Raw genomic sequence first — 25466 nt, 5'->3', positions numbered from 1 at the left:
CAGCCACTCACGTCAGTGAGTCGCCTCTACGCTGCTCCTCGCATGGCTGGGCGTCGCGCCCTCTGCCTGCACATCGCCCACCAAGCCATCAGCCACCAAGGGCACCTCATTGCCCTCGGCATCGTGCAGCTTGCCACCACTGAAATAGTCTCCCTCGCGCAGTACCGCGATGTCCTGGAAACGCAGGCTGCGCTCGGTACCGGCGACGAACACCGACTGCTGGTCGGAGTTGCCGGTGGTGAAATGGTTGAAGGCCAGGTTCAGCAGGATCGCCATGATCGCCGAGGAACTGATACCGGAATGGAAGATCGTCGCGAACCAACTGGGGAAATGATCGTAGAAGCTGGGTGCGGCAATCGGGATCATGCCGAAGCCGATGGAAGTGGCAACGATGATCAGGTTCATGTTGTTGCGATAGTCGACCTTGGACAAGGTGCGGATACCGCTGGCCGCCACGGTGCCGAACAATACGATCCCGGCCCCACCGAGCACGGAGGTCGGTACTGCGGCGATCACACGCCCCATGAATGGCAACAGGCCAAGGATCACCAGGAACAATCCGCCGGTGGCGACCACGAAGCGGCTCTTGATTCCGGTAACCGCCACCAACCCGACGTTCTGGGCAAAGGCGCTTTGGGTAAAGGAACCGAAGATCGGCGCGATCATGCTCGATAGCATATCGGCCCGTAGGCCATTACCCAGGCGCTTGGAGTCGACCTTGGTATGGATGATCTCCCCCACTGCCAGGATGTCCGCGGAAGTCTCCACCAAGGTCACCATGACCACGATGCACATCGAGAGGATCGCCGCGACATGGAAAGTCGGCATGCCGAAGTGGAACGGCGTGGGCAGGCCGAACATCGGCCCCTGGGCGACACCAGAGAAATCGGCCATGCCCAAGAATACGGCGATCACGGTACCGATGATCATGGCCAGCAGGATCGACAGCCGGGAAATCGCCGCACTACCGATCTTGCTCAACATCAGCACCAGCACCAGGGTGACAGCGGCCAGGCCGATGTTCGACATGCTGCCGAAATCCGGCGACCGGCTGTTGCCGCCCATGGCCCAGCGCGCCGCCACGGGCATCAGCGTCAGGCCGATCGTGGTGATCACAATGCCAGTGACCAAGGGCGGGAAGAATTTGGTGATACGGGAAAACACCGGGGTGATCAACAAGCCGATCAACGACGCGGCAATCACCGCCCCCAGCACCGATTGAAAACCGCCTTCACCACCACTGGTGACGATCGCCACCATGGTCGACACACCCGCGAAGGACACGCCCTGTACCAGCGGCAGCCGGCAACCGAAGAACGGCACGCCAAGAGTCTGCAACAGAGTGGCCAGCCCTCCGGCAAACAGCGAGGCCGCGACCAGCAAACCGATCTCTGCCGAGGACAGGCCGGCTGCCTGGCCGACAATCAAAGGCACGGCGACGATACCGCCATACATGGTCAGAACATGCTGCAGGCCATAGGCCATGTTTGCGCCAACACCCAAATTTTCGTCTTCGGGCCGCTGCGGTGAAACCTGGGGCGTAGTCATGGTGTGAGGGCTTCCTGTTTTTGTTATGGACACACTGTATGCAACATCAAAGACAACTGTCCATATGATTGTATACAGTTTATCTGCCAAGTCCCGGGCCACTTTGGTGCATCCCTGCCAACTCGGAGCCGCCCGCGCTATCTGGATGCTCAGGCGAAAAAGCCGTTCCAGAGCCTCTGCCAAGTCCTGTACTCCATGGCCCCGCCCACCACGGCAGCGACACTTCGGAGCTTAAAAAAACATCATAAAAAAAGGCCGACTCGATGAACGAGTCGGCCCTTGCAAGAAAAGGTCCCAAGCAGCCTTGCGATCATCCGGCCTCGAGCAATTGCTGGAGCGTACGCTGCAGGTCGGGATGATCCGGCAAGCGCAAGGCGAACTCGTCCTGCAGTAGTCGCATGAACTCCCCGACGTCGGAGATCTGCCGTCGCTCGCTGGGTTGCCCCATCCGATGGATTGCATAGCTGGCGTTGTTCAGCGTATGGCGCACACCCGCTCCGATTCGCGCCACCTTCAACTGGCCGAGAAACGGCGAGTCCGGATGGGTCGAGACGTACCAGTTGCCCATTTCGTAGTCCACGTCCCCCTGCACCTGCAGGTCGAACACATACATCGCTCGCCATTCGTCCGCGACCTTGGCTCGCAGGGTATAGCTGCCCTCACGCTCGGTGATGCAGTAAGGCTCATGGGGCGTTGCCTGTTCCTGCTCGGTGTCCAGCAACAGCGGCGCGGTGGGCACCATGCCGCCGAAACCGACATCGACGATATAGCGCTGGCCGTCCAGGTGCAGCAGCGTCAAGCGATGGCTACGGGCGGTGAGCTCATCCTCCGGCCCTCCCATCACCACCCGGCCGGTGATGCCCCGGACCTCATAACCCAGGTACTGCAGCAGCACCAGGAAGACCTGGTTGAGCTCGTAACAGTAGCCTCCGCGCCCCTGGTGAAGGATCTTGCGTTCCACCGATGCCAGGTCGATAGGCACCGCCACCTGCAACAACGTCGAAAGACTCTCGAAGGTGAACCGGCAGACATGACGCAGCTGCAGCTCCCGCAATGTCTCCAGGGTTGGCGACGGCGGGCTGTCATACCCGAGGCGATGCAGGTAGAGATCGAAATTCATCTGGTTCGGCTGGCTCATGTACAAGTCCTTGAAATGAGTGTCGCGCCGGGCCCCGGCAATCCGCGTACCGATCCATTCGAGCAACGCCAGGCCCTGGCATACCCGGCTGATGTATAAGCCAGAAAGCACGAGCCGCGACAATCGATTCGCCTGATATTTTTTATTGAATTGGCACTCGATTGGCTCTTGCCAAGAGGCAGCGACGATCCTGTAATGCCCCCTCGCCTCGCTCTGGAGAAGCCGTGCCATGTACCCGCTGGAAGGCCCCCGCATCGTTCTGCGCCCCCTGCAAGCCAGCGATGCCGATGCCCTGGTCGCTGCCGCCCGGGATGGCGAGCTATGGAACCTGCCCTTCACCGTGGTGCCCTCCCCGGACACCATCGACCGCTACCTGGCCGCCGCCCTCGATGGCCGCGCCAACGGCACCGTGCAGCCCTTCGTCACGTGTTTGCGATCCACCGGCGAGGTCATCGGCTGCACACGCTTCTGGAAGATCGATCGACACAATCGAAAACTGGAGATTGGCAGCACCTGGATTGCCAGTCGCTGGCAACGCAGCTTCGTCAATACCGAGGCCAAGTACCTGATGCTGTGCCATGCCTTCGAGACGATGGCTTGCGTGCGAGTGCAGTTCACCACGGATGAAATCAACCACAAATCTCGCGCCGCGATCCTGCGCCTGGGCGCACAGCAAGAAGGCATAGTGCGCCATGAGCGCATCATGCCCGATGGCCGCAAACGCAATTCCGTGCGCTTCAGCATCATCGACGACGAGTGGCCCGAGGTGCGCCGGCACCTGGAGCAGCTGCTCGAACACACCTCCCATTGAGCAAGTCTTTGCCGACAAGGATGTAGTCATGTCCACCCCCGTTGTCTTTCGTCACGCACAAGTCGAGGACGCCCTGTGCATCAGCGGCCTGGCCACCCAGGTCTTCCTCGATACCTACGCCACCGACGGCATGCGCGCGGACCTGGCCGAGGAAGCCTTGAGCACCTATGCACCGCAGCAATTTCGCCAACGCCTGGCGGATCCGCGCAAGGTCTTGCTACTGGCCGAGCGCGCGGGACACCTGCTGGGATTTGCCGAGCTCGGCGACAACATCCGGCCGCCGCTGGCACAACTCTCCCAGGGCATGGAACTGGTACGCCTGTATGTGCAGCGCCATGCTCATCGCCAGGGAATTGGCCAAGCCTTGCTAGATAGGGCCGAGAGCCTGGCACAAGCGCGCCAGGCCAGTTGCCTGTGGCTCACCGCCTGGGATGGCAATCATCCAGCGCTTGCTTTCTACCTGGCCCAGGGATACGACGCGGTCGGCACCACCCACTATGAATTCGGCGGCAACCGCTATGGCAATCAGGTGTTCTGCAAGACCTGGTAGCCCTCAACGATCAGAACGCTGCAACTGCTCCGGCAGCGTTTCCATCGCTAACGCCGCCACCCGATTGCGCCCCGTGGCCTTGGCCTGGTACAGCGCTGCGTCCGCTCGCTCGATGAACACTTCGATGCTGTCGCGGCCACTGGGCACGAAGGAGTAGCAGCCCAGACTGACCGTCACGCAGCCGACCGGAGAACCGGAGTGGGTGATGTTGCGTGCCATGACGCTCTGGCGCACCTGCTCAGCCATGGCCAGCACGCCATGGATATCGGTATCGGGCAACAGCAGTGCGAACTCCTCGCCGCCATAGCGCACCGCCAGGTCGGCCTTGCGCTGGCAACACTGCTGCAGGGCCTGGGCCACCTGGCTCAGGCAATGGTCGCCCGCGACATGGCCATAGGTATCGTTGTAGCTCTTGAAGAAGTCGATGTCGGCCATGATCAGCCCCAGCGGGCTGCCTTGCCGGGCACCGCGACTGAACTCGATCGCCAAGGAGCGCTCGAACAGCCGCCGGTTGGCCAGGCCGGTCAGGCTGTCATGGGTGGCGATCACCTCCAGCGCCTCCTGCGCCTCGCGCAGGTCAGCCTCGATCCGCTCGTTATTGCGTACCTGGTGCACGAACACCCAGCCGAACAAGCCGACGCCCAGCAACACCAGGGCCACGATAGCGCTGGACTGGTAGGCCGAGGAGTACCAGCCCTTGAGAATCGCATCCTTGGAGTTGGCCGCAGCCACCACCAGCGGATAGGCCTGCAACTGGCGATAGCCATACAGGCGCGGTATGCCGTCCACGATCGAGGTGATCATGGCATTGCCGGCAGTGGCCTCAGGCAGGTACTTGCTGAAGATCTCACCACGGGCCATCGACGCCCCGACCTGGCGCTCCTCGAATGGCCGCCGCGCCAAGAGCGTCCCGTCGGACAGGGCCAGGAACATTGTCCCCTGATCGTCGATATTGAAGCTTTTGAAGTACTGGTCGAAATACGCCAGCTTGATGCCGGCCATCAGTACCCCCTGGAAATCCCCATTCTGGTCGTTGATCCGCCGGGAAATCGGAATGATCCACTCGCCATTGGCACGGCTGCGAATCGCCGGGCTGATGTGCACCTGCAACGAGGCATTCTGCTGGTGGAAGCGAAAGTAATCGCGATCCGCTACCTCCTCGCCATGGGGCGAGTCGTTGAAGGAGCTGACCATCCACTGCCCCTGCTTGTCGTAGAGAAAGACCCCGCTGAGCTGGTTCAGGGCCAATACGCGCCGCGCGAAGATTTTCTGCAGGCGCAATCTCTGCTCTGGCCCCTCGCCCAGGGCTTCGATCCACTCGGACAGGCTCATCAGTACCAGGTCGGCCTCCATGAAGGTGTCCTCGGCCTGCTGGGCCATGGCCTGGGTGAGGTTGATGGAGTTGACCTCGGCCTGGGCCAAGTCATGCCGCCAGGACTGTTCGAGCTGCAGATACAACAAGCCGCACAGGCAGAGAAAGACCATGGCGATGAAGGCCACTGCCGCCTTGAGCAAAGGCAGGCGCTTCAGGGTGCCGCCGGGGGCATGATGTGCATCGTAAATGGGAACGGGCAAAAGGGTCGTCCTGACGGGAAAAGGCGTGATTTGCAACGCAAATCCCTTGTTGTTTTTCGCCGGCTCATCCGCCAGCGTCTGGCGCAGCATCAGCTCCATGCTTATTGGGCCCACTACTTTGGCAAGCAGGTCCATGGGCCGTTATCGGCTGCACGAGGCAATGCCTGAAGCATAGATCGCCGGTGCAGCAGAGTATTCGTCCATGACCTGAGAATTTCTCTCAACAATGATCAGGCCGGTGCGAACCATGGAAACCGCAACAGTGGCTCCGAGCCGATTTTCAGGTAGTACAGAGCACCTTGCAAAAGGCTTTTCCAGGGTTGCTGCATGCTGCTCACCGGGTATTCACAAAAACTTTTCAGGTAATCGCTACAGGCGTTTCCCCCAGGCACCCTTCAAAGATGCGCGCCACACCCACCTGACCTGATTTGCGACAATGCCCGGCATGACATTCTGGACCTGTGCAGCGCCCTCTGCCGAATCGAGCCAGTTGCTGGCTACCGCCGCCAACGACGAAGCCCGCACGAGGATCTGGCTCCGGACCGGAGCGTGGGCAGCGCAACCTACGCCAGCCGCTCGAACGATGCGACGCACAGGCTGGCGTATCGAGAAAAACAGTCAGGAAGCCGCTACGCTGCTCTCCGGCATGCAGCACGCCTACGACGGTACTTTCCGTACCACACCTAGCGCCGCTGGCGATCCTGGCAATCGATTACGCTGGCCTTGGTGATGATGTTCTTGCTGTCGGTATACAGAGTGATGCTGCAGAAATAATCCAGCACGGTCTGGTTCTCGTAATAACCGGTCTTGCGATAGACCGCCTCGCTGCTCACCGGCATCGCTCCAGCCACACCCTGGCCACCGACCCCAACCCATGTTTCGCGCTGGCCGACATATTCGCTGCCAGTCTGCACGAACACCTTGTCGGGCCCCAGATGGGTCTGCACCCGGTTCCAGGCATAGAAGCCACCACTGCCATAGGACGAAGGCCCCATCCCCTGGTCGGGCTTGCCGAACAATTCGAAGGCTTTCTTGGCTGGCTGGCCAATCAGCCGTTGCGCGGCAATATTGACCTCATTGTCCTGGCTGCTGGTTTTACCAGGCACGGCGCAGGCCGTGAGAGCCAGAACGGCCATGGTCAGGGCGGCGAGCTTGATCGAAGGCATGACATTCACTCCTTGTGCATGTGGCGTAGGGAAAAACCACGAAACTCTGGCTCAGCTGAAACACGGCGTCCATGCTAGCCAAGTGCCGCCAGCCCATATCGAGGATGGGCCCAATACCTTGCTCGCTGCCAGGACCATGGCTGGATAGCGGATTCGAGCCAATGGGAATCAATGGAGGTATCTTGTAGAACCGCTCAATACCCAGGAACCCCATGCTCAGTTCGCTCATCTCGAATGGTAAGCCTGCAACGCCTGATCGCTCGGACCTGATCGCACCTTGGTGGAGTTTCACGAAAACAGTTCTAGCGGCGACAGCCCTGTCACTGGTGCGTGATGGATTGCTGGAGCTGGACGCCCCTATTGCCGGTCACGCTTTCACCTTGCGCCAGCTACTGCGACATGAGGCCGGCCTCGCCGACTATGGCGAGCTGGTGGAGTATCACGCCGCTGTTGCCAACAATGAATCACCTTGGCCAGCAACTGAAATGATGCAACGCCTTGATGGTCTGCGACTTCGATATGCCCCCGGAACCCATTGGAGATACTCGAATGTTGGCTATCTGCTGGTTGGCAGGTTGATTGAACGCATGACTGACCTGGAACTGAATGATGCCGTCACTCAACGCGCCCTGGCGCCTCTGGGGCTGTCGAATGTTCGGTTCGCCAAGACACCCGCAGACCTACAGGCAACGGCTTCGGGGAACACATCGAACTATGACCCCGCCAGGGTTTATCACGGCCTGCTGGTCGGCCCGATTTCGCAAGCGGCGCTCTTCTTGGATCGCTTGCTTTGTGAGTACCTTTTCTCCGCGGATCTGCTTAAGGAAATGCAGGCCACTCGAACACTCGGCGGTCCGATTCCAGGGCGACCATGGATCGAGCCTGGCTATGGCCTGGGGGTTATGCAGGGTTCGATTGAAGGCGGTTTTTCCCTTAGTGGGCACACAGGCTGCGGACCTGGCAGCGTGATCGCGGTCTATCGAGTCCGCGATGGCGCCACATCGGCCTGCTGTGCGGCCTTTGCAACAGGCACCAGCGAAGGCGCGGTAGAAACCTTCGTGGCTGGACAGCTGATACAAGCCCTGGGGCAAGCTTGCTGAATCGTTCATCCGCGCAGCCTACCCACTTGATCGCGCACCAGGGCGGGGCCATCTGTTTTCGGGCGAAGCTGCGGCTCTCTTGGTAAACTTGCCGTCCATTTCGTTTGATGCGGACCTGAGCCGTGCAGCTCGCAGCCCATCTGCCAGCTTTCCTGCCCAGAAAGTCGCCCTATCGAAAGTGCTACATGCCAGTTCCTTAGGTGGTGTGTCGTACCACCAACACCTAAAGAACACCTGAAAACGCCCCAGAACACGCCTTAAACACGTAGAGCAAAATGGTCCAGAATTCAGCTACAGCCCCAGTAAACTCAAGCCCTACGCTGTCTCGGCGGTTTAGCGTTGCGCCGATGATGGATTGGACGATTAATCAGGAAGGCCCAGCGTTTACGGGACCCAAAGGACGCTTGGAAATTTGCTAAAGCAAAAATTCAGCAATGAAGGCAGGATGACCAGCGATTTGATCATTTTTTAGGCGGGATGAAAGGCGACACTCCGGACTGGCACTAGGGGTGTTTCTCTGTAGCAATACGGAGTCATCGCCTCCTTTATATAGGGGCCCTCTGGTGCTCCGATCATTGGCAGGTCAAAACCGCTGCACAAACTGCATCTCGTACCCGATCCACTGTCGGCGCTCAGCGAGTAACGCCCTCACTTTCACCTCCAGGCTTTCACCCTTCTTCAGCCCGGCGGCAGCCCACGGTAGCACGGCGACATCTGGCACCTGGCACAGCACCTGCACTGGCACCTCAACGCGCACAGTGCGGATTTCTGGCTCTACCTGGCTCGCGCATCCGTTCAGCGCCGCGACGATCAATACCAGGAATAGACTCCGGAATATTTTGCTGTCGACTTTGTAGTTCACAGACCAGGCTCCTTGTCGATGATCGAGGCGGTCGCCGCACACTGGTCACCGCCGGTGCGCTCCTGCTGCAGGCGGTTTGCCGAGGCGAAGTCATCCTGCCCCCGGGCAGTTGCCTCTTCCACCGCCAGCTCTACCCGGGCCTAGCATTCGTTTCCGGCCAGGACCAGCGCGCCAAGCTTAAGCCCCTTGACCAGTTACGCGTTGGAATTGTCGAGCAGCAGGCGATAGTGCCCCGCTGCCAGCCATAGAACCCATCCCTACCAGGGAAACCCGTACAACGAGCGCCAGCCAAATCCTGAGGCCCGCCGACTTACCGATCACGTCAACACCTGCAGCGCCCGGTCATACAGCGCTTTGCGCTCAGCGACTCCCGACCTGGCTTGCCGGAGTTAATAATGCTGCCGATGTCCTGGATGCGGCCGGCGTCGGCCAGTTCGTTCAGCCCGTGCTTCGCCCACCATCAGGCGGCAGATATGGCGACATGCTCCAACTGCTCGAGCAACCCAGGGTGATTGACCTGGTCAAGGTCTAGGGCGGCGCCGCACAGGATGTGGTTCGCGAGGCTGGTAATCTGAATCGGTCCATGGCCTCGGTACATCCAGCTGTCTCCTGGTTTCTTGTTCCCGCGGTTCTTCGCCGCCCCCAGGCGCCACCGTAGACGCAATTGGCGATGGATTGCTGATTGGCCGGGCACTCGGCGGTGCGACCACAGGCCTTGGCATCGGCTTCGCTGATTCGAGCGCGACTGAACTTCGCCAGCAATGCCTCGACGCTGTAGTTCAGGTTCTCCACCAAGTTGTGCAGGTGGCCCGATCATGCCTGACCTGAGCCAGGAACGCCGTCTGGCGCACCCGGCTGTCGATCTTAAAGCGGGCCATTGCCCGGTTTATCGCAGGCAAAAAAACGTCCGCGACTGGGCGGGCTTTGGGGAGGATCTGCAGCAACTGCTCGGTAATGGGAGGCATTCGCTTCTCCAGGTATCAAGGTGGCGGTGTTTCATGCGACTGAGAGTCATGCACGCAGCTGATCTCACGGAACAGACTGACAGTCATTGACTCAGAAGTCGAAACGTGTTTTCTAGTTCGGCGCCAAATTTTAGCAAGCCGCCTGCAGAGTGAAAGAATCGAAATGTTTAACTCATTATTGAAAATGGTTAAAGAAGAACAAGAATTACAAAATGGAGATTTCATTTCATTTCAAGATCTAGATTCGTACTGGAAAAAATTACTAGAAAAAGCCGAATTGATAACTCATTCTATAGAGGGATGCAACGGTGGATTTATTGCGTTCTACTGTAACGACGTTCAAAAAGAAGAATCATTCATAACCTTAATGCTAGTTAATTCAGATTTTAGAGGCAGGAATATAGCCTCAAACCTAGTTGAGGCAGTACTGTCAATCACTCGTTCGCGCGGCTTCAAAAGATGCGCGCTTGAAGTCAAAAAAAATAACAATAGCGCAATAGGCCTATATGAAAAAATGGGTTTTTCATTATTTGAAGAAAGAGAATTCAGCAACATAATGAAAGTGAATGTTTGAGCAAATACGCTAACAGCATCCAGGCCATTCACGTCAGTGCCAACAACGACAGCGCGCTCCTCCAATAAAAAGGTTCTTCACGGAATCCCGGGAAACACAGAAACAAGAACGCCGATTTGATAGATGATGTTAGTGCGAACAAACACATCTAAAAAACCGGCGTTCTTATGCGCGATGTTAATACGTTCCTTCCGTTTTGGGAGGGTTTTTCTGTGGTCGCCATCAAACCTGAGGGTGGCGCTTTACAGATCGATCTCGTCCCTCTGAGCACTCGCTTTCCCATCTGCAGCGGCTGCAACGAGCCCAGCACAACCACCCATGAATACTGTCAGCGCTTCATCCGAGACCTGCCCATCCTTGGACAACCGGTGCGGCTGAACGTCGAGCTCAGGCGAGTTGGATGTGCCGCCTGCGGCAAACGAATGGAGGGGGTCAGCTGGCTTGACCGCTACTCCCGGATGACACGCCGCTTGGCTGAAACCGTCATCCAGACCTGTCGACGACTGCCTACCTTGCATGTGGCTCAGCTATTCGGATTGCACTGGGATAGCGTGCGACTACTGGAGCGACGGGCTCTACAGATGGAACTGGATGCGCTGCCTGCAGCCCGCCCCAGGCGCTTGGTCATGGACGAGTTTGCCCTCTTCAAAGGGCATCGCTACGCCAGCGTCGTGCTGGATGCCGATAGGGGCCGCATCAAGTTGACGATCAAACGGATTCACCACTCGGCCCGCGCCCCATGGGTGGTCTACCTGTATGACCTGGCGGTCTATCTCGACGCCCAGGCCAGCCAAGCAGCAGCTTGATTAAACGGTAACCCCTGCCGCCCAGGGGCAAGCTCAACACCCCGCCGCCGTCCTCTCACCAAGTTACACATCCGGCAGCGGGCTCTATCGAGGATCACAGCACATGCAAGCCCAACACATGATCATGCTCGCAGGCGCCCTACTCAGCGGCTTAGCCTTGGCCTACTTCATCCGCAGGGCCTTCCTGCGCGCCTTGGCAAGCGCCACGGCCGACTATCGGGACCGCAACCACGCCTTGAGCAACGACCTGGCGCGAACCGTCGAGCGTTGCCAATTACTAGCGGCCCAGGCGGCCGAACACCAGGCCCAGCAACAGCAGCTCAAGGCCCAGCCCTTCACCGTGGACGATCAACAAACCCTGATCCGCATGGCCCAAGCACTGGAGCTGGCCACGAAGACGTTCAAAGCACTCAAGGCCGAAGATGCCCACGCAAAAGCCGCCTCGCTCATTCCACAGGCCCGGGAACTGGCTTACAGAGTTTTCCACACCGCCACGGCGAGCGCCGCGCTGAATGCCGATTCGCTCGATACCCGCCTGATCGAATGGCTGAACAACCACGGCAGTTTCTGGGCCGAGCTGGAAACCAGCACCGTTACTTTCCCGCACGAGGCGGACACCGAGGGCTATCCGCACCTGCGGGAAGCCTTGCGCGACGCTTACGAGCAGCACCAGCAGCGCGAAGCAGGCGAACTGGCCGAGGAGGCAGCATGAACACTTTGTTTCTACTAATGGCTCAGTACGATGGACAGGCTGTCATTCCACTAGATCGAGTGTGCTCGGATTACATGCATTTAACTGTGGAAAAATTCAAACGCAAGAGACTTGATGGTGAAATCGACATCCCGGTTGTACGCCTGGGAGCCGACACTCAAAAAGCAGCTTTGGGCATTCACCTTAAAGATCTGGCCGACTACATCGACCGTCAGAGAGCAAAAGCCGCTAAAGAACAAAATCAACTCATGGGGCGAGCAGCATGAATAGGGGCTTATGCCCCTTTTGGAATTGGCAACAAAAAAGTTATGCCCAGCAAGATCGCTCAATTCAGAAGGCCTGGGTTGGCTGCACCCTGAGGGGCTCCGGACTTCACCTCGTTCGCGCCCCCATTGAGCGAATCAGGATTTGGCACAGCTGGAACCGCAGGCCTCACCATTGGTGCCGCAGGTTTCGCTGCTGCTTTAGCCGCTGGCTTAGCTGCCGCAGGTTTCGCTGCCGCTTTAGCCGCTGGCTTAGCTGCCGCAGGTTTCGCCGCTGCTTTAGCCGCTGGCTTAGCTCCCGCAGGTTTTGCTGCCGCTTTAGCCGTTGGCTTAGCTGCCGCAGGTTTCGCCGCTGCTTTAGCCGCTGGCTTAGCTCCCGCAGGTTTTGCTGCCGCTTTAGCCGTTGGCTTAGCTGCCGCAGGTTTCGCTACTGCTTTAGCCGCTGGCTTAGCTCTCGCAGGTTTCGCTGCCGCTTTAGCCGCTGGCTTAGCTGCCGCAGGTTTCGCTGCTACCTTAACCGCTGGTTTAGCTGCTGTAGACTTCGCTACTAACTTAGCCGCCACCCTGGCTACCGCCGGCTTCATTCCCACCAGTGCAACCCCAGACTTCGCCTCTGCTACTTCAGCTCCTTTTATCAATCTCAATGGACGACCAGAGACACCGCTTTTTTCTTTAAGGTCAGCTTGAGTTGAGTCCCGCAAACTCAAATATGCTTTCCCTAAAACTGGCGAGCTCAAGAGCTCCTCCAATGCAGCACCCAGTTCTGCCTTGCTCTTTGAAATAATCTCACGCTGCTCAAATTGGAGTACAAAAACAAAACCTTTGGAATGCTTAATCCAATTGGCGACTTTTATCCTCCGACTAGATTCAACTGTTGAGCAAATATAAATCCCGCCACTAGATTTTGTTTTCGACCCTGGCGAGACCTCAGTTAAAAGATCTATAGCTGTCGAAAACTCTGAGGCTAACGAGTTAGCCCGCTCTATAACAAACTCGCCATTTGTTGCATCTAAAAATTTTCTTGAAAGCTCGGAAAAGACCTCGTCAATTTCTGACTGATGCTTATTCAGCTCTTTTGCAGCCTTTACACCTCGCTTGAACGCACCCACAAAATCAAACATATCAAACCCTCATGAGCTTGGTTGCAACGGGCAAATGATCAGAAACAACACTCCATTTATCGAAATAACATCCAAATTCAACCATAGAGTATATTTTGGTCTCCCCCTCCGAAAGATGCCAACTTCCATCACCAAAAAACGATGAAGAAAACAGAATTTGATCAAACGTTTTCCAGTAAGTCATTTCTTTATTTTGCTTAAAATAGCAAGTGCCATAGGGATAGTCCCATAATGGCCGATCAGCATGCGCGTATGGGATCAAAGCACCCATTTCTCTCCAAAAAGGATTATACAAAATTGCCTTATTCGCTAAAACAAAACTCTTATCACGAGTCGCTTTAAGGTGATGGGTCATTGAGTCTTCGTACGGATCATCATTGTAATCCCCCATGAGCACAACGTGGGAATTCTCTCCATCCATTTCGAACACCGTATTTATTGATGCTCGCAAGGCGCTGCCTAACTCAGCTCTATGAGGCTTATCCGACACCGTACGTCGACTTTGCCAGTGCGACAAATAAACATTAAAAATCGCCCCATCAGAAATTATAAATTTAACTTTAACACCAACCTTATAATAAACCCCGGCTTCATCTTTCCTGCCAACAAAATGATGCTCCAAGTACTGAATCTTGCTCTCATTTATTATTGCACAAAAATCTTGAATTCTATTACCTTCAATACTGTAAAGAGAAATGACTTTAAAATCCTTTTCGAGGCCACTTAAGAGCATAGTTATCGCTGAAATTTCCTTCGGACTAACCTCACACAGCCCTAGCAAATCAACTTCATCCTCAACAAGCAAATGCCGAAGTACAGTTAAAAAACCTTCAGACTGCCTCTTGCCTTGAGCGCTTTTCCTGGTTGTTGGCGGAGACATCCCAGTATTCCACCATGCAATTTTTAAGTCCATTTACCACCCTCAACAAGTTACAGGGCAAATTCCCCTACAGCGAAAGCACTACCTAGTTATAGCCTTCCGCAATAACTTTTTCTAGCCATGACCATTCTGTATATTTATCACCCCGCCTACGCAGATGAGTGTATCGTCGCAAAGAGTTCCAATCTCGATGCCCCGAGGCGCTCGAAACCCGAGGAATGTCCCAGTCCATCTCGAAGAGACGACTCACCCCCTCGTGTCGTAGGTCATGAAAGTGCAAGTCATCGATGCCGACCATTGGGCACGCCCGGGTGAATGACGCAGATACCGACTTAGCGTTGTAGGGGAAAATCTCCTTCTCAGTTCTGGGCATACTTTGCAGGATTGCCCACGCCTCGTCTGGCAAATGGCACCACACATCGTTGCCGATTTTCTGTCTTGGATTTTTCATGTCGCGTACGAGGACGGCTTGTCGAGACTCATCGAGATCGCTCCAACGAATCCGTGTTATCTCCTCCTGCCGTCTAGTTGAAAAAATGGCAAAGGCGACCAGCTTTGGCATGGGGATTGAATCCGGACGGCGCGTTAGTATTTCAGTGAAATGCACCATGAGCTTGTCCAGCTCCTCCAGCGTCGGCCGGCGATTACGCTCCTTGCTCTTGCTGACCATACCAAGTTTGCGCAGCACTTTACGGGCGTCAGGCATAGCCAGCGGGTCCACCACATAACCCCAGGCAGGCCGAGCTACGGACAACACTGCACCCAGGTGCGACAGGTCGTTACCGACCGTCTGCGCCTGCACACCCCCCCCCTGCCCCATACGCCACTGAGCAAACTCCACCAGCTTCTGACTGGTGAGCGCAGAGTCGTCGAGATCGCCCAACCAGGTATCCTTGATTGCATTCAAGGTGGCACGCTTTGTCTTCCCCAGCGGGCGGATCTTCTCGTACTCATCCAGGTACTGCTCGATCATCCTTCTGATCGTCATCCCCTTCCTGCTGGCCCGCTCAATAGCACCTGGCTGGGCTAGCTCAGTTTCACGGCGCTTGATCCAGGCCTGAGCGACCTGCTTACGGTCGAAGGTTTGGCTTTCCTGATAAACTGTCTTGCCATCCCGATTGATCCGAATTTGCGCCGTGTAGGCTGTCGAGTTGTCCTTGCGCTTACGTGCTGTGATCGTGCCCATTTCCAGTTGCTACATTGCCGAATTCGCTTGCTACATTGTAGCAACTAACCTTGAAAAACAAGGTAAAACGGGTTTAAACCGCTGTATAAAAGATCAGTCTCAATGAATTCCGAAAAACCTGAAGCGCCCGTAAACACTAGCTCATCCCGCTCCGATCCATCTCGACGCTTCTCCGTAGCACCGATGATGGATTGGACGGACCGCCATTGCCGTCACTTCCTGCGCCTTCTCTCCAAGCACACCCTGCTCTACACCGAAATGGTCACCACGGGGGCCTTGCTCAACGGCGATCATGAGCGCTTCCTGCGCTACCACCAGTCGGAGCATCCCCTGGCCTTGCAGCTGGGGGGCAGTACGCCTTCGGACCTGGCCGCCTGCGCGCGCATGGCCCAGGAGCACGGGTATGACGAGGTCAACCTCAATGTGGGCTGCCCCAGCGACCGGGTGCAGAACAACATGATCGGTGCGTGCCTAATGGGGCATCCGGCCCTGGTGGCCGATTGCGTGAAGGCGATGCGCGATGCGGTATCGATCCCGGTGACGGTCAAGCACCGGATCGGCATCAACGGGCGAGACAGCTATGAGCAATTGCGTGATTTCGTAGGGCAGGTCCACGAAGCGGGCTGTACCAGTTTTACCGTGCATGCCCGGATCGCGATCCTCGAAGGCCTGTCACCCAAGGAAAATCGGGAAATCCCGCCCCTGCGCTATGACGTGGCGGCGCAATTGAAGGCTGACTTTGAGCAGTTGGAGATCATCCTCAACGGTGGCATCAAGACCCTCGAGTCCTGCCATGAGCATCTGCGGACCTTCGATGGGGTGATGTTGGGCCGTGAGGCGTACCACAACCCCTATCTGCTGGCCGAAGTGGACCAACAGCTGTTCAACAGCACAGCACCGGTGATTTCCCGCGCCGAAGCGTTGGCGCAACTGCGACCTTACATTGCCGAGCATTTGGCCAGCGGTGGCGCCATGCATCACATCACCCGCCATATCCTGGGGCTGGGCACCGGTTTTCCAGGGGCACGCAAGTTTCGTCAGCTATTGTCAGTGGACATCCACAAGAGCAAAGATCCGCTTGCCCTGCTGGACCAGGCCGGCCAACTGCTCGAAGGACGCTAGGTATCGGTTCAATTGAACCTGATCCAGCTTTTGGCATCGTATTTATCTGGATAGCGCCCCAACCTTCAAACGGCCATGTTCCGGCCGTAGCCTTTGGGGCTTCTGCAAGTATTTCGCGCCCTTGAGCGCTCGTCGGCGCTCGGGTAATGTCATCGGACCCATAGGACAGAGCACGCTCATGACTTCCAAGCTGGAACAACTGAAGAAAATCACCACCGTCGTGGCCGATACCGGAGACTTCGACGCAATTGCCCGAGTCAAGCCAGTAGACGCCACCACCAACCCATCGCTGCTGCTCAAGGCTGCGGCTATTCCAGGCTATGCCGAACTGCTCAACGCCAGCGTCAGTGATTGCAAAGGCGATGTTGGCCTGGCCAGCGATCGTTTCGGTGTGGCCGTCGGCCAGGAAATCCTCAAGGTCATCCCGGGCCGTATTTCCACCGAAGTCGATGCTCGCCTGTCTTTCGACACCACGGCCATGCTCAAGCGCGCTCATCGCTTGATCGACCTGTACGAAACAGCCGGTGTGGGCCGCGATCGAGTGCTGATCAAGATCGCTTCTACCTGGGAAGGTATCCGTGCTGCCGAGCAACTGGAGCGCGAAGGCATCCAGACCAACCTGACCCTGCTGTTCTCCTTTGCCCAGGCCGTGGCTTGCGCCGATGCCGGGGTGTTCCTGATTTCGCCGTTCGTGGGCCGGATCTACGATTGGTACAAGAAGGCGACTGGAAACGACTACACCAACGCGGACGACCCAGGCGTGCAGTCGGTGACTCGAATCTACAACTACTACAAGGCCAATGACTACAAGACAGTGGTCATGGGCGCCAGCTTCCGCAACCTGAATCAGATCGAGCAACTGGCAGGCTGCGACCGCCTGACCATCAGCCCGGACCTGATCGAAAAACTAGCGGCCGATACTGGCAAGCTGGAGCGCAAGCTGAGCCCGAGCAAGACCGGCGAAGCACGCCAGAGCCTCAACGAAGCGCAGTTCCGCTGGGCGTCGAACGAGGATGCGATGGCCACCGAGAAACTGGCGGAAGGCATCCGTCAATTCGCTCGCGACCAGGAAAAACTCGAGGCCCTGCTCAGCGCCAAGCTCTGATCGGGCAGCATGTATAAAAAAGGGCGAACCTTGATGGTTCGCCCTTTTTTATACCCGGCATTTCTATCGATCAGTGGCGCTCCAGGGCGTTCACCAGATCATGGAAGGCTTCACGATTGGAGTCATTGAGCCCCATCAGAATCTTGTGGGCCTCCAGGACCTTGATCCGCACTACCTCCTCCGATTGATCCTGGGACGGTAGGTCGGTCAGGCACTCAGGACAGGGGATCGGGCGATCAACGATATTGAACACCTGATCGAAACCCATGGACTGCAAGAGCCGGGTAATGTCTTCGTGGGTGGTGACGACGGTGGGCAGCAGGCCGACCTTCTGCCGAGAAAGAATCGACAACTTGGCCAGCAAGCCCAGCGTGGTGCTGTCGATACTGCGGGTTTCCGTCAGATCGATCACGATCGCCGAGAAGTTCAGCGCAGTGAAGATCCGCTCAATAGTCGCATCCAGCGCCGAACAGAGGGTCAGGCGCACTTCACCGACGAATTTCAGGACAAAGGTGCCGTCCTGCTCGGCGAACTGGATTCTACCGGTACTCATCAAAGGTTCCTGCTCAACACTAACAGGGCGATATCATCCGGCATCTCCCCTAGCGTGGCCAATCCAAAAACTTGCCGCAGGCCATCCAGGCTGCCGCCCGCTGCCTTCACCCGTTCAGGCAAGGCTGCTTCTTTCTCTTTGAGTGTAGGCTCGGACAAAAGGTCCAGGATGCCATCGGACATTAACGTCAGGCTGAACACCGGCGGCAACTCCAGGACGTGGTCCTCGTAGGTTGCCTCGTTGAACAGCCCTACAGGCAAGCCACGTCCTTCCAGGTAACGTACGCTGCTTGGTGTATACAACACCGGCAACGGCAAATGCCCGCCAATGCTATAGGTCAACAAACCTGTCTCCTCGTCGATGACTCCACCGACCATCGTGACGTGTTTACCCAGCTTACAGCTGATAAGGCCGCGGTTGATATGGCCCAGGACTTCCGAGGGCTTGAACTCCGGTAGCGTGCCATTGCGCTTGGATTCGAACAACAGGCGCGTGGTCATGAACTTCAGCAGTACCGTGACGAAAGCCGAAGATGCGCCATGACCAGAAACATCTGCCAGATAGAACGCCACCCGACGTTCGTCGACACGGAAGTAATCGACGAAATCCCCCGACAGGTACAACGACGGGATGATCTGGTGTGCGAAATGGAAGGCATCGATCGACCAGGGACTGGTGGGCAGCATGTTCATCTGCACCTGGCGACCTGCGTTCTGGTCCTCCTGGAGCAGATTGAGACTCGCCTCCAGCTCCCGGTTGGCCGCTTCGAGTTTTTCCCGGTAACGCTGGTTCTCCAGGAGCAGGCGCGCACGGTCCAGGGCGCGACGTACCGAATGCTCAAGTACCGCCAAGTCTTCCAAGGGCTTGATCAGGTAGTCGGCAGCACCTAGGCGCAAGGCCTCGACCGCGTCGTTCATCACGCCCGCGCCCGACACCACGATCACCGGGGTTTGCGGCGACAGCTCGGTCACTTGACGGATAAGCTCGAGACCGCCCATCTGCGGCATGCGCAGATCGCAGATCACCAGATCGGGTTTGTCACGCTCGAATACCTGGAGACCCTGCTGGCCATTGGCGGCCTGCAGTACGCTGAAGCCACTGTCTTCCAAATAGGCCGCGAGACTCGCGCGTACTACTTCGTCGTCATCGATTATCAGCAGCGTGGCACTGGTTTTTTGCATGTGGGCAAACGGCGCCAGAATTAGGTTGGCGTAGGTGGCATGGCCCAAGGCCCGACGCACGCTACTGGATTCGCTTTCTAGCCACTCCGAGCAGGGCCAGGACCTTGAGTCCTGCACGCCCGAGCATCAGAGGTGCCCTTCTAAGGCGCAGACGGTACTCCCATCCGCGGGGCGTTTCAAGCTCATGCCGATGGTCGCTTGACGTCTTTACACGGCAAATCACCGAGAGTTATAAAAACCCCTGGAACCGCAACTCAATCGTAGGATGGAGCCATGAATCAGAACCAGCGTGACTACAGTGAAAAGCGCGATTACATCCGGATGCGGGTGGATGCCGAAATCACGCTGATTCACCAAGGGCAGGTGATCGAAGCCGTTTGCATCGATCTTTCCAGCAGCGGCATGCAGGTCCAGGCGCCTCGCTCGTTCCAGGTCGGCGATCAATTAAGCGTACGCATCGATTCGGAGCATGCGGCGCTCAGCGGCCTTGAAGCGGACACCGAAGTGGTATGGGTCAAGCCATTTGAGAGCGGCCAGAAACTTGGCCTTACAATCCTTAAAATGAAGTGAACCTCTGCTCAATGAAAAAGGCGGCCCAATGGCCGCCTTTTTTGTTTCCAGCAAGAACTACGCAAGCTTAAAAATCGTCTTCGACCTTGCCGTCCTTGACCTTGAATTCGCGGTTCTGCAGATACGCATTGCGAATGAAGGTGTACTTGTCGCCACGAATCAACTTGTCCGCCGCCAGCAGGCTGGCACGGGTATCGACCACATTCACGCCCATGGTGATGTTACGGGCCGGGATATCGTTGATGTAGCGATAAGGAGCGGTGTAGCTGTCGACATACTTGGCCGGCGCATCGCGCAAGGTGCTAGGCCCCAGCAACGGCAGCATCACGTAGGGGCCACTGCCGACCCCCCAATGGCCGAGCGTCTGGCCGAAATCTTCATCATTGCGCTGCAGGCCCATCTTGGTACCCACATCGAAGAAGCCAGCCACGCCCAGGGTGGTGTTCATCAACAGCCGTGCGGTGTCGACACCCGCGGCATTGGGCTTGGCCTGGAGGATATCGTTGACCAGGTTGCCGACATCACCAATGTTGCGAAACATGTTGTGGATGCCATCTTCCAGAAACTGTGGCGTAACGGCCTGGTAGCCCTGGGCCAATGGCTTCAAGGCATAGGTATCCACGGTATCGTTGAACGTGAAGATGGGGCGGTTGACGCTTTCCCACGGATCTTCCTCGGCTGCCTGGGCGACCAGGGGAGCCAGTGTCACACCGGCACTCATACATAGTGGAACTAGATAACGGCTCCAGCGCATCGCGGGAAACTCCTTGGCTTGTTCTCTCGTGGGGCATGCCCAGAGGTTAGGCTCAGGAGTATAAAGCGGAAGAAGCCGTTTAGGCAGTACCGACGCAAGCGACCCGAGCAAATCGGCCGGGGCGTTCACCTCCCTGTAACCTGCATGTCATGTTCTCCAACTAGTTTTGGAGAGTATTTCAAGGACGCTGCCATGCCCCACGCCGAGCCTTCGGGCCTCCCCCATCGCCCCCTGACAGCAGTGCTTTTCGGGCTCAGCGGCTGCCTGGTGGACTTCGGCGCCCGCCTGCGCCTGCAATCCTCCATGCAACCTACAGCCGAACAAGCCCTGGCCACCCCTGGCGCGCTGGACACCCTGCACCACCTGCGCCAGCGAGGCATTCCCTGCGCCTGGCTCGAGCAGCTCTCCCCGGCCCAGGCCCGCCACCTGAGCGCCTCCCTGCCGGAATGGATCCACCCAGCGCCGAACGCCTGTAATCCCTGGCCCGCCCCGGATGCTTGCTGGCAAGCACTGATGGCACTCAAGGTCAAAGGCCTGGACGGTTGCGTCCTGGTCAGCGGTGAACCACACCTGCTGCAATCGGGGCTCAATGCCGGGCTCTGGACCATCGGCCTGGCATCCTGCGGCTCCCTGTGCGGCATGACGCCCAGTGAATGGCAGGCACTGGACCAGCAGGAGCGCGAGCTCAAGCGGGGCAAGGCGACGATGCAACTCTTCGGTTTGGGCGTGCACTCGGTGATCGATCACCTGGGCGACCTGAATACTTGCCTGGCGGATATCGAGCTGCGCCGGCTCAAGGGTGAAAAACCCTGACATAAGCCCGTTGATCAGGATCATGCACGGCGTTGGCGAGTGGATTACTCTAAATCCTGGGGGCATGGACCTTTGACCCTGGCTCGCGGTCCATCCCTGTGCCTATCAATGAAGGGAGAACGCCATGCCTGCCCGCGAACTGCAAGAACAACTCGACACCCTGCGCGAGCAATTGGAACAGAACCCACCGCTTTCGCCCGCCGAACGCGAGAACCTGCAGGAGCTGATGCAACAGATCGAAGTGCAGCTCAAGCTGGAGAGCAGCACCCATGACGCCAGCCTCGCCGATGGTGTCAACCTGGCTGTGGAGCGGTTCGAACTGGAACATCCCGCCATTGCCGGAACCCTGCGCAACATCGTCCAGACCCTGGGCAACATCGCCATCTGATCGACCAACGATCAAGCTCAAGCGAAAGCCCCGCCATGATGGCGGGGCTTTTCGTTTATTGGCGTACCAGGCGCTGGTTGGTGAAATCCATCGTTTCGGTACTGCGGTAAGGGTTGATATCCAACCCGCCGCGGCGCACGTAGCGCGCGTAGACAGTGAGCTTCTCCGGCTGGAGCAGGCGCTGCAGGTCGAGGAAGATCCGTTCCACGCACTGCTCATGGAAGTCCGAGTGCTGGCGGAAGCTCACCAGGTAAGCCAGCAGGCTGGCGTGATCCAGGGCCGCACCACGGTATTGCACCACCACGCTGCCCCAGTCCGGCTGGCTGGTCACCGGGCAGTTGGACTTGAGCAGATGGCTGTGCAAGCTTTCCTCCACCACCTGCGAGCTGTCGCAGCGCAGCAGCTCGGGACGCGGATGCTCATAGCTGTCGACGCTGATATCCAGGTCGTCGATGCACACGCCCGGCAGCGCCACCAACCCTTGCTCCTGGACCTCGCCCAAGCTGCGGACCCGCACGCCCACCGGCTTGCCCGCGGCAGCCGAAAGATCCTTGCCCAGGGTCGCTTCGAGCGTGGCCCGGTCGGCGAACGGCGTCTGGTTCAGCGAGTTGAGGTACAGCTTGAAGGACTTGGACTCGATGATGTTCGGCGAGTCGGCGGGAATACTGAACTCGCCGATGGCCACCACCGGCTTGCCCGAAGGCAGCAACCAGGACAGCTCGAAGCAGTTCCAGAAATCCACCCCCTTGTAAGGCAGGGTCTCGGCGCTCAAGCCCAGCTCGGCCCATTTCGCTGCCCGAGGAATCGGGAACAGCAACGAGGGTGTGTAGGTGGAGATGTATTCACTGGATTTGCCCAGCGGCGAATGTTCGGCTGCGGGATGCATGGCGGAAACCTGACTGAAGAATCAGCGGATTCTAACAGCCTTTGCTTCGCCATTGAGCCCCAGGAGCCTACGGACTGACCGTCAACTTGCCCACCATCCCGGCCTGGTAGTGCCCTGGGATATTGCAGGCGAACTCCAGGCTGCCGCTCTTGCTGAAGGTCCAGGTCAGCTCGGCCTGCTTGCCCGGCTCCACCAGCACGCTATTGGGATCGTCGTGCTGCATGCCCGGGGCCATCCCGGGCATGGCGCCATGCCCCATCGAGGCATGATCCATCGAGCCGTGCTCCATGGCCTTCATACCGGTGGGAGTCAGCATGCCACTCTGCTGCATCTGCAGCATTTCCTGCTGGTGCCGGGCATGCATCGCCGAATCGCCCAGATTGAACTCATGCAGCAACTGCCCCTTGTTCACCAGTACGAATCGCACCGTCTCGCCAGCCTTGACCTCCAGCGCCTTGGGGGTGAACGACATGTCCCCCATCACCACTTCGATGCTGCGAGTGGCCTTGTTCGCCGGAGCCGGCTGGCCAAAATCATAGGACGCCGCTGGCGACGCCCACAGCGGCGTAGCCAACAACATCAGGCAGCCGCCAAGAAAGGAACGGCTTCGCAACAACACACTTTGCATACTCATTATCAAACCCCAACAAGAACGGAATCGAGCTTGTGTCAAACTTTAGGGCCCCGCTGCTGCCGGCTGGCTGACAGCTAGATTACAACTTTGTCAGCTTTACCTGTGCAACGCCCCTGCAAGGTATAAAGCCGGGGTTCCATATGCCAAGAGTCCTGCCATGAAGCTACTGATCGTCGAAGACCAACCCAAGACCGGCCAATACCTGCGCCAGGGCCTGAGCGAAGCCGGCTTCAATACCGAACTGGTGGCGGACGGCAACACCGGCCAGCATCTGGCCCTGACCGGCGACTATGCACTGCTGATCCTCGATGTGATGCTCCCCGGACGCAGTGGCTGGCAGATACTGCAAGCGGTGCGCAGCGCCGGCCTGGAGATACCGGTGCTGTTCCTCACCGCCCGGGATGCCGTTGAAGACCGCGTGCACGGATTGGAGCTGGGCGCCGACGACTACCTGGTCAAGCCCTTCGCCTTCTCCGAGTTGCTGGCCCGGGTGCGCAGCCTGCTGCGTCGTGGCGGTAGCACCGCCCAGGAAACCAGCCTGCAACTGGCCGACCTGCGCCTGGACCTGATCCGTCGCCGGGTGGAACGCGGCAACCAGCGCATCGACCTCACGGCCAAGGAGTTCGCCCTGCTGGAGATGCTCCTGCGACGCCAGGGCGAGGTCTTGCCCAAGTCGTTGATCGCCTCCCAGGTCTGGGACATGAACTTCGACAGCGACACCAACGTCATCGAAGTCGCGATCCGCCGCCTGCGCCTGAAGATCGATGACGATTACCCCAACAAGCTGATCCATACCGTGCGCGGCATGGGTTATGTGCTCGAAGAGCGCCAGGCCTGATGCGCCGCCTGTCCTTGAGCGGGCGCCTGGCGCTGCTGTTCGCGGCCTGTACCGCCGTGGTGTCGCTACTGGCCGGGGTACTGTTCAGCCGCGCCAGCGAGGCGCACTTCATCGAACTGGACCAACAACTGCTGGACAGCAAGCTGATCGCCCTGCGCAGTGCATTGCAGGATGTCACCACGGCGGCTGACTTTCCCCAGCACCTGGCCAGGTTGCAGGATGAACTGCGCCATCAACCAGACCTGGCACTGCGAATCGACGGCGCCGACGGCCAGGCCTGGCTCGACACCCTGCCCGCGCTCGACACCCCACTGCCCACCCCTGCAGGCCTGCACAGCCTGGACCTGGCCGGAACCGCCTACCGGATCTACAACGCGGCGCTGGTTCCCGGCCAAGCCAGCTCCCCCAGGCTGACCCTGATGCTCGACATCACCCATCACCAGCATTTCCTGCAACGCATGCAGAACCTGATCTGGCTCACAGTAGGGTTGTCAGCCCTGGCCACCGCCCTGCTGGGCGCCTGGGCCGCTCGCAGTGGCCTGCGTCCGTTACGGCGCATGAGTGCGGTAGCCGCCGGAGTTTCCGCCAGCTCACTGACCCAGCGCTTGCCGACAGAGCAGATGCCGGCCGAGCTGGCGGAACTGGCCGGCAGCTTCAACGCCATGCTCGGTCGCCTAGACGAGTCGTTCCAGCGCCTCTCGGCCTTCTCCGCCGACATCGCCCATGAACTGCGCACGCCGCTGTCCAACCTCTTGACCCACACCCAGGTCACCCTGACCCGGCCCAGGCCAATCGAGGACTACCGCGAAGCCCTGCACAGCAATCTCGAAGAACTGCAGTGGATGGCACAGTTGGTCAACGACATGCTGTACCTGGCCAAGGCCGACCACGGTCTACTGGCCCCTCGGCGCGAGATGCTCGACCTGGCCCATGAGACCGACGTGCTGCTGGAGTTCTACGGCCCCCTGGCCGAGGACGCGCAAGTCCACCTCAGCCGCGAGGGCAGTGCCCAGATTTCCGGGGACCGCAGCATGCTGCGCCGGGCCCTGTCCAACCTGCTGGACAACGCCCTGCGCTTCACTCCAGCCACTGGCTGGGTCAAGGTGCAAATCAGCGAAAGGCCTCGGGATTTGTGCCTGAGCATCGAGAACAGTGGCGAAGGTATCGCCAAGGAAGTCCTGCCGCACCTGTTCGATCGCTTCTACCGGGCCGATCCGGCGCGGCGCGAAGGCAGCAGTGAGCATGCCGGGCTGGGGCTGGCCATCACCCAATCGATCGTCAGGGCCCATGGCGGGCAGATCCATTGCGAATCGGGCCCGGGCTGGACTCGCTTCGTGATTGAGCTACCGAAGAACACCTGACCCC

The 25466-nt window shown here is 58.3% G+C and carries 28 protein-coding genes and 1 pseudogene; 14 read left to right on the top strand and 15 right to left on the bottom strand.

Annotated elements, in window-relative coordinates:
• Positions 1-12: 12 nt before the first annotated feature.
• Positions 13-1548 carry a nucleobase:cation symporter-2 family protein gene (locus tag I9018_RS10165; protein ID WP_068589234.1) on the bottom strand — a complete coding sequence of 512 codons (1536 nt, stop codon included), beginning with the start codon at positions 1546-1548 and terminating at the stop codon, positions 13-15.
• Between the two features lie 310 nt (positions 1549-1858).
• The gene (locus I9018_RS10160) at positions 1859-2686 is read right to left on the bottom strand and encodes an arylamine N-acetyltransferase (protein WP_241110125.1); all 828 of its coding nucleotides are present in this window, start codon (positions 2684-2686) and stop codon (positions 1859-1861) included.
• A 229-nt stretch (positions 2687-2915) separates the two neighbouring features.
• Between I9018_RS10160 and I9018_RS10155 the strand changes: the two genes are divergently transcribed.
• Both I9018_RS10155 and I9018_RS10150 read left to right on the top strand, forming a co-directional pair.
• Complete coding sequence (locus I9018_RS10155; RefSeq protein WP_241109346.1) at positions 2916-3497, top strand: GNAT family protein; 582 nt, start codon at positions 2916-2918, stop codon at positions 3495-3497.
• A gap of 28 nt (positions 3498-3525) precedes the next feature.
• Positions 3526-4047, top strand: coding sequence for a GNAT family N-acetyltransferase (locus tag I9018_RS10150; RefSeq protein WP_068589240.1), 522 nt, complete (start codon positions 3526-3528; stop codon positions 4045-4047).
• Between the two features lie 3 nt (positions 4048-4050).
• On the opposite strand, the gene I9018_RS10145 is transcribed toward I9018_RS10150, so the two are convergent.
• Together I9018_RS10145 and I9018_RS10140 are read right to left on the bottom strand one after the other, a co-directional pair.
• Positions 4051-5622, bottom strand: coding sequence for a GGDEF domain-containing protein (locus I9018_RS10145; RefSeq protein ID WP_241109345.1), 1572 nt, complete (start codon positions 5620-5622; stop codon positions 4051-4053).
• Between the two features lie 683 nt (positions 5623-6305).
• Positions 6306-6788, bottom strand: coding sequence for a hypothetical protein (locus I9018_RS10140; protein ID WP_241109344.1), 483 nt, complete (start codon positions 6786-6788; stop codon positions 6306-6308).
• A 212-nt stretch (positions 6789-7000) separates the two neighbouring features.
• Here I9018_RS10140 and I9018_RS10135 point away from each other — a divergent pair, with 212 nt between their 5' ends.
• A complete protein-coding gene (locus tag I9018_RS10135) occupies positions 7001-7888 on the top strand; it encodes a serine hydrolase domain-containing protein (RefSeq protein WP_241109343.1) in 888 nt (295 codons plus the stop codon).
• A 583-nt stretch (positions 7889-8471) separates the two neighbouring features.
• Here the strand turns inward: I9018_RS10135 and I9018_RS10130 are convergent.
• From I9018_RS10130 to I9018_RS10125, 3 genes and pseudogenes are all read right to left on the bottom strand, one after another.
• Entirely contained in the window at positions 8472-8750 is a 279-nt protein-coding gene (locus tag I9018_RS10130) for a hypothetical protein (protein ID WP_241109342.1), read from the bottom strand.
• A complete protein-coding gene (locus I9018_RS32715; RefSeq protein WP_277398118.1) occupies positions 8747-8872 on the bottom strand; it encodes a hypothetical protein in 126 nt (41 codons plus the stop codon). Before I9018_RS32715 ends, I9018_RS10130 begins: the two co-directional genes overlap by 4 nt.
• A gap of 195 nt (positions 8873-9067) precedes the next feature.
• Positions 9068-9715, bottom strand: a pseudogene (locus I9018_RS10125) (glycoside hydrolase family 19 protein).
• Positions 9716-9878: 163 nt separating this feature from the next.
• Here I9018_RS10125 and I9018_RS10120 point away from each other — a divergent pair.
• From I9018_RS10120 to I9018_RS10105, 4 genes are all read left to right on the top strand, one after another.
• Positions 9879-10289 (top strand): GNAT family N-acetyltransferase, encoded by a 411-nt coding sequence (locus I9018_RS10120; RefSeq protein WP_241109341.1) that lies wholly within the window; start codon positions 9879-9881, stop codon positions 10287-10289.
• Positions 10290-10456: 167 nt separating this feature from the next.
• Positions 10457-11095 (top strand): helix-turn-helix domain-containing protein, encoded by a 639-nt coding sequence (locus I9018_RS10115; protein WP_241109340.1) that lies wholly within the window; start codon positions 10457-10459, stop codon positions 11093-11095.
• Positions 11096-11198: 103 nt separating this feature from the next.
• Positions 11199-11807, top strand: coding sequence for a hypothetical protein (locus I9018_RS10110; RefSeq protein WP_241109339.1), 609 nt, complete (start codon positions 11199-11201; stop codon positions 11805-11807).
• On the top strand, positions 11804-12073 hold the full coding sequence (locus tag I9018_RS10105; protein WP_241109338.1) for a pyocin activator PrtN family protein: 270 nt from the start codon (positions 11804-11806) through the stop codon (positions 12071-12073). The genes I9018_RS10110 and I9018_RS10105 overlap by 4 nt, the downstream gene beginning before the upstream one ends.
• A 59-nt stretch (positions 12074-12132) precedes the next feature.
• Here I9018_RS10105 and I9018_RS10100 read toward each other — a convergent pair whose 3' ends face one another.
• From I9018_RS10100 to I9018_RS10090, 3 genes are read right to left on the bottom strand one after another with little or no spacing between them, the layout of a single operon-like run.
• Complete coding sequence (locus I9018_RS10100) at positions 12133-13191, bottom strand: hypothetical protein (protein ID WP_241109337.1); 1059 nt, start codon at positions 13189-13191, stop codon at positions 12133-12135.
• Position 13192: 1 nt separating this feature from the next.
• Entirely contained in the window at positions 13193-14104 is a 912-nt protein-coding gene (locus I9018_RS10095) for an endonuclease/exonuclease/phosphatase family protein (RefSeq protein WP_241109336.1), read from the bottom strand.
• Positions 14105-14156: 52 nt separating this feature from the next.
• Positions 14157-15257: a site-specific integrase gene (locus tag I9018_RS10090; protein ID WP_241109335.1), complete on the bottom strand. Its 1101-nt coding sequence runs from the start codon at positions 15255-15257 to the stop codon at positions 14157-14159.
• Positions 15258-15359: 102 nt separating this feature from the next.
• Between I9018_RS10090 and dusA the strand changes: the two genes are divergently transcribed.
• Together dusA and tal are read left to right on the top strand one after the other, a co-directional pair.
• Positions 15360-16379: a tRNA dihydrouridine(20/20a) synthase DusA gene (gene dusA / locus I9018_RS10085; protein ID WP_241109334.1), complete on the top strand. Its 1020-nt coding sequence runs from the start codon at positions 15360-15362 to the stop codon at positions 16377-16379.
• Positions 16380-16557: 178 nt separating this feature from the next.
• On the top strand, positions 16558-17484 hold the full coding sequence (tal, locus tag I9018_RS10080) for a transaldolase (RefSeq protein ID WP_068587812.1): 927 nt from the start codon (positions 16558-16560) through the stop codon (positions 17482-17484).
• A 70-nt stretch (positions 17485-17554) separates the two neighbouring features.
• Here the strand turns inward: tal and rssC are convergent, their stop codons facing one another.
• Together rssC and rssB are read right to left on the bottom strand one after the other, a co-directional pair.
• Entirely contained in the window at positions 17555-18037 is a 483-nt protein-coding gene (gene rssC / locus I9018_RS10075; RefSeq protein ID WP_068587814.1) for an anti-sigma factor antagonist RssC, read from the bottom strand.
• Complete coding sequence (gene rssB, locus I9018_RS10070) at positions 18037-19218, bottom strand: two-component system response regulator RssB (RefSeq protein WP_068587897.1); 1182 nt, start codon at positions 19216-19218, stop codon at positions 18037-18039. The genes rssC and rssB overlap by 1 nt, the downstream gene beginning before the upstream one ends.
• A 273-nt stretch (positions 19219-19491) precedes the next feature.
• On the opposite strand from rssB, the gene I9018_RS10065 reads away from it, so the two are divergent.
• On the top strand, positions 19492-19788 hold the full coding sequence (locus I9018_RS10065; RefSeq protein WP_241109333.1) for a PilZ domain-containing protein: 297 nt from the start codon (positions 19492-19494) through the stop codon (positions 19786-19788).
• A 67-nt stretch (positions 19789-19855) separates the two neighbouring features.
• Here I9018_RS10065 and I9018_RS10060 read toward each other — a convergent pair whose 3' ends face one another.
• Entirely contained in the window at positions 19856-20542 is a 687-nt protein-coding gene (locus I9018_RS10060) for a VacJ family lipoprotein (RefSeq protein WP_068587818.1), read from the bottom strand.
• 192 nt (positions 20543-20734) lie between these two features.
• On the opposite strand from I9018_RS10060, the gene I9018_RS10055 reads away from it, so the two are divergent.
• A complete protein-coding gene (locus I9018_RS10055; protein WP_068587820.1) occupies positions 20735-21355 on the top strand; it encodes a phosphatase in 621 nt (206 codons plus the stop codon).
• 124 nt (positions 21356-21479) lie between these two features.
• Positions 21480-21743: a DUF4404 family protein gene (locus tag I9018_RS10050; protein ID WP_241109332.1), complete on the top strand. Its 264-nt coding sequence runs from the start codon at positions 21480-21482 to the stop codon at positions 21741-21743.
• 55 nt (positions 21744-21798) lie between these two features.
• Here the strand turns inward: I9018_RS10050 and queF are convergent, their stop codons facing one another.
• Together queF and I9018_RS10040 are read right to left on the bottom strand one after the other, a co-directional pair.
• Positions 21799-22629 (bottom strand): NADPH-dependent 7-cyano-7-deazaguanine reductase QueF, encoded by an 831-nt coding sequence (queF, locus tag I9018_RS10045; RefSeq protein WP_241109331.1) that lies wholly within the window; start codon positions 22627-22629, stop codon positions 21799-21801.
• 67 nt (positions 22630-22696) lie between these two features.
• Positions 22697-23263 carry a cupredoxin family protein gene (locus I9018_RS10040; RefSeq protein WP_241109330.1) on the bottom strand — a complete coding sequence of 189 codons (567 nt, stop codon included), beginning with the start codon at positions 23261-23263 and terminating at the stop codon, positions 22697-22699.
• A gap of 157 nt (positions 23264-23420) precedes the next feature.
• On the opposite strand from I9018_RS10040, the gene I9018_RS10035 reads away from it, so the two are divergent.
• Both I9018_RS10035 and I9018_RS10030 read left to right on the top strand, forming a co-directional pair.
• Positions 23421-24101, top strand: a complete 681-nt coding sequence (locus I9018_RS10035) for a heavy metal response regulator transcription factor (RefSeq protein WP_241109329.1) — start codon at positions 23421-23423, stop codon at positions 24099-24101.
• Complete coding sequence (locus I9018_RS10030) at positions 24101-25462, top strand: heavy metal sensor histidine kinase (protein ID WP_241109328.1); 1362 nt, start codon at positions 24101-24103, stop codon at positions 25460-25462. Before I9018_RS10035 ends, I9018_RS10030 begins: the two co-directional genes overlap by 1 nt.
• The last annotated feature ends 4 nt before the right edge of the window (positions 25463-25466 follow it).

The organism is Pseudomonas sp. MPFS, from assembly GCF_022537035.1.
Taxonomy (GTDB): Bacteria; Pseudomonadota; Gammaproteobacteria; order Pseudomonadales; family Pseudomonadaceae; genus Aquipseudomonas; species Aquipseudomonas sessilinigenes.
Note: the sequence above shows the minus strand (reverse complement) of the source record. Positions and strands in the feature narration are given on the sequence as shown.